This window comes from Streptomyces iakyrus, from assembly GCF_000717055.1.
In the GTDB taxonomy this organism is placed as follows: domain Bacteria; phylum Actinomycetota; class Actinomycetes; order Streptomycetales; family Streptomycetaceae; genus Streptomyces; species Streptomyces iakyrus.
The window spans coordinates 1-211 of the sequence record NZ_JNXI01000176.1; the positions used below are offsets into that span (position 1 = coordinate 1).

The window sequence follows — 211 nt, forward strand, 5'->3', positions numbered from 1 at the left end:
CTTCGACTACGACCTGTCCGGCACCGCCGCACATCGCGACGCCCAGATCCGCCACGCCCTGATCCGCCTGCTGCACTTCGCCCGACGCCACCACCTCGCGATCGCGGTCGAGGACCTCGACTTCACCGCGGAGAAGACCCGCGAGAAGCACGGCCGCCGCAGGACGTTCCGCAAGCTGATCTCCGGCATGCCCACCGCCCGGCTGCGGGCC

1 pseudogene is annotated in these 211 nt (G+C 71.1%); it reads left to right on the top strand.

Annotated elements, in window-relative coordinates:
* A pseudogene (locus OO68_RS42005) lies at positions 1–211 on the top strand (IS200/IS605 family accessory protein TnpB-related protein); the annotation flags it as partial.